Below are 2,684 nucleotides of genomic sequence, written 5' to 3'. Positions count from 1 at the left end.
CGCGGGATTCGGACCGGGCGGCGTCACGGGCGGGCTCGGCAGCGCCGCGCCGGCGCAGGGTCTCGCCGGACTTGCCGCGATGGCGCGTCCGGGTCGGCGCGTCCTCGCTCACCGTCGCGGGCGCGGCCTCCGGCAGGGCGCCGAGGTCGCCCTCGGCCCAGGGGATCGGCTGGCCGATGAGGCTCTCGATGGCGGTGATCGAGCGCTCGTCGGAGCGGGTCACCAGGGTGAAGGCGTGTCCGGCGCGGCCGGCGCGGCCCGTGCGGCCGATGCGGTGGACGTAGTCCTCCGGGTGGTGGGGCACGTCGAAGTTGAAGACGTGGCTCACGGCCGGGATGTCGAGGCCGCGCGCGGCGACGTCGGAGGCCACCAGCAGCGGCACCTCGCCGGAGCGGAAGCCGTCGAGGGCGATGGTGCGGGCGCGCTGGTCCATGTCGCCATGGAGCGCGGCGACGTTGAAGCCGTGGCTCGCCAGCGACTTCTGCAGGAGCGCCACGTCGCGCTTGCGGTTGCAGAAGATGATGCCGTTGTTGAGCTCGGCCTCGCCCCGGATGAGCCGGCGCAGGAGGTCGCGCTTCTCGTGGCCCTCGGAGCCCGTGGCCACGAGCTTCTGCACGATGGTCTCGGCGGTGGAGGCGGGCCGGGCCACCTCGATCCGCTGGGGCGTGTGCAGGAACATGTCGGCGAGCCGCTCGATCTCCGGCGGCATGGTGGCGGAAAAGAACAGGGTCTGGCGGGTGAACGGCACCATCTTCACGATGCGCTCGATGTCGGGGATGAAGCCCATGTCGAGCATCCGGTCGGCCTCGTCGATGACGAGGAGCTCGACGCCCGTGAGCAGCAGCTTGCCGCGCTCGAAATGGTCGAGGAGCCGGCCCGGCGTGGCGATGAGCACGTCGGTGCCGCGCATGAGCTTGGCATCCTGGTCGGCGAAGGACACGCCGCCGATGATCAGCGCCACGTTGAGCTTGTGGTTCACGCCGTAGCGGTCGAAATTCTCCACCACCTGGGCGGCGAGTTCGCGGGTCGGCTCGAGGATGAGCGTGCGCGGCATGCGGGCGCGGGCCCGGCCGTTCTCCAGCAGGGTCAGCATCGGCAGGGTGAACGCCGCTGTCTTGCCCGTGCCGGTCTGGGCGATGCCGAGCACGTCGCGCCGGGCCAGGACGTGGGGGATGGCCTGGGCCTGGATGGGCGTCGGCTCCGTGTACCCGGCCGCCGTGACGGCCTGCAGGACCTTGTCGCTCAATCCGAGGTCGGCAAAAGACATATTCTATGAGAACCGTTGCGCGCGGGAATGGACCAACCGGCGCGGAGTGCATCGACACGGCGACGGCTTCAAGGGGCGGTTTCGACACACGACCCGCCGCGCACACGCGTTGCGGGGACACTTAGAGCCCCGGGCCGGCTTGTCAATCGAGCGGAGTGCGGCGGGTGGATTTATCCCGCCGCCGCGGATCGTATCCGCCGCACTGCAGGCCTTCGCGACGCGGGACCGCCGCTTCGGCAGCCTCGCCGCCTGAACCCGATCTCAGCGCCTGAGGCCGGAGGCCGTGCACGGGTCGAGGGTGGTGCGGGCGGCGGCCGGGCCGATGGAGCCCGTGGTCTCGGGATCGACCAGGACCGCACGGGCCTCGCGCTGGCGCAGGGCCCCGCCCTCGACGGCACGGGAGAGATACTGCGTCGCCCCGAGGGCGCCGAGGCCGAGGGCGAGGCACAGCTTGATCGTCCAGGGCAGCAGGGTGCCGGGCCGCCGGAGTTCGGGGTCCGCCCGCTCCCGGGCCGGAGCCTCGCCCCGGGGCGTCTCGATGAAGCGGTCGGGAGGCAGCATGGCGGGGACGATCATCGGTGCGGTGGCCCGGTCGGGCCGGTCGGCGTCGATCCTCCCCGATCACGGTTAAGAGAGCTTCACGCGGCGCCCGATCACCGTTGCTTCCCCTAGCGACGACGGCGGGAGCGCCTCCGTCGGGGGCGTGCCGGGCCGCGGAGGCCGGCATTAAAACGTCAGGTGGACGCCTGGTTTCGGCAAAATCGTACCCAACACGGGGGCGGCGGGAAGGATCCGCAGAGACCGCGATGCCTTCGGCCCCGAGATGCGGCGGCACTATCCTTATGGAACTGTGAGTGTGCGCCACGGCACCGACGGCTCGAAGGTGAGGTGACCTGCGGCTAACCTTTACCCTTCATTGAGATGTGCTGGGCTATCCGATGCTCATGTTGCAGGAAAGCGACAGACCTCGCGGCGTCCAGGGACTACAAGCGCGCCGGCTTTCGCCAATCCAGAACCGAGTACCCCGATGAAAAGACTGCTTCTCGCCACGACCGTCCTCGCCGGCCTGACCGCCGTCGCCTCGGCCGCCGACCTTCCGCGCCGCGCCGCTCCGCCGGTGTTCGTGCCGGTCCCCGTGTTCACCTGGACGGGCTTCTACGCCGGTTTCAACGCCGGTTACGGCTTCGACGCCTCCAGCAACAACGCGCCCACCGTCATCGGCGTCAACGGCGCCAGCACCCTGGTCCGTCCGGGCACCACCCAGGCGATCGCCTTCAGCAACGGCAGCACCAACGACGGCTTCGTCGGCGGTGGTCAGATCGGCTACAACTACCAGTTCACCCCGGGCTCCGGCTTCGTCGTCGGCGTCGAGGCCGATGCCCAGTACGTCGATTTCGGTCGTGAGCGGAACCGCTTC

The 2,684-nt window shown here is 70.3% G+C and carries 2 protein-coding genes and 1 pseudogene; 1 reads left to right on the top strand and 2 read right to left on the bottom strand.

From position 1 onward, the window contains the following. Together FV218_RS22155 and FV218_RS22150 are read right to left on the bottom strand one after the other, a co-directional pair. On the bottom strand, nt 1-1,267 hold a 1,267-nt coding region (locus FV218_RS22155; protein ID WP_147711573.1), incomplete at its 3' end, for a DEAD/DEAH box helicase. Between the two features lie 261 nt (nt 1,268-1,528). Continuing rightward, entirely contained in the window at nt 1,529-1,828 is a 300-nt protein-coding gene (locus FV218_RS22150) for a hypothetical protein (RefSeq protein ID WP_187273144.1), read from the bottom strand. Between the two features lie 466 nt (nt 1,829-2,294). On the opposite strand from FV218_RS22150, the pseudogene FV218_RS22145 reads away from it, so the two are divergent. After that, a pseudogene (locus FV218_RS22145) lies at nt 2,295-2,684 on the top strand (porin family protein); the annotation flags it as partial.

Source organism: Methylobacterium sp. WL69, assembly GCF_008039485.1.
Lineage (GTDB): Bacteria > Pseudomonadota > Alphaproteobacteria > Rhizobiales > Beijerinckiaceae > Methylobacterium.
Note: the sequence above shows the minus strand (reverse complement) of the source record. Positions and strands in the feature narration are given on the sequence as shown.

Bases quoted from the DNA above. Each gene is read 5' to 3' on its own strand.
- FV218_RS22150 (WP_187273144.1), bottom strand. From the start codon at position 1,828: ATGCTGCCTCCCGACCGCTTCATCGAGACGCCCCGGGGCGAGGCTCCG.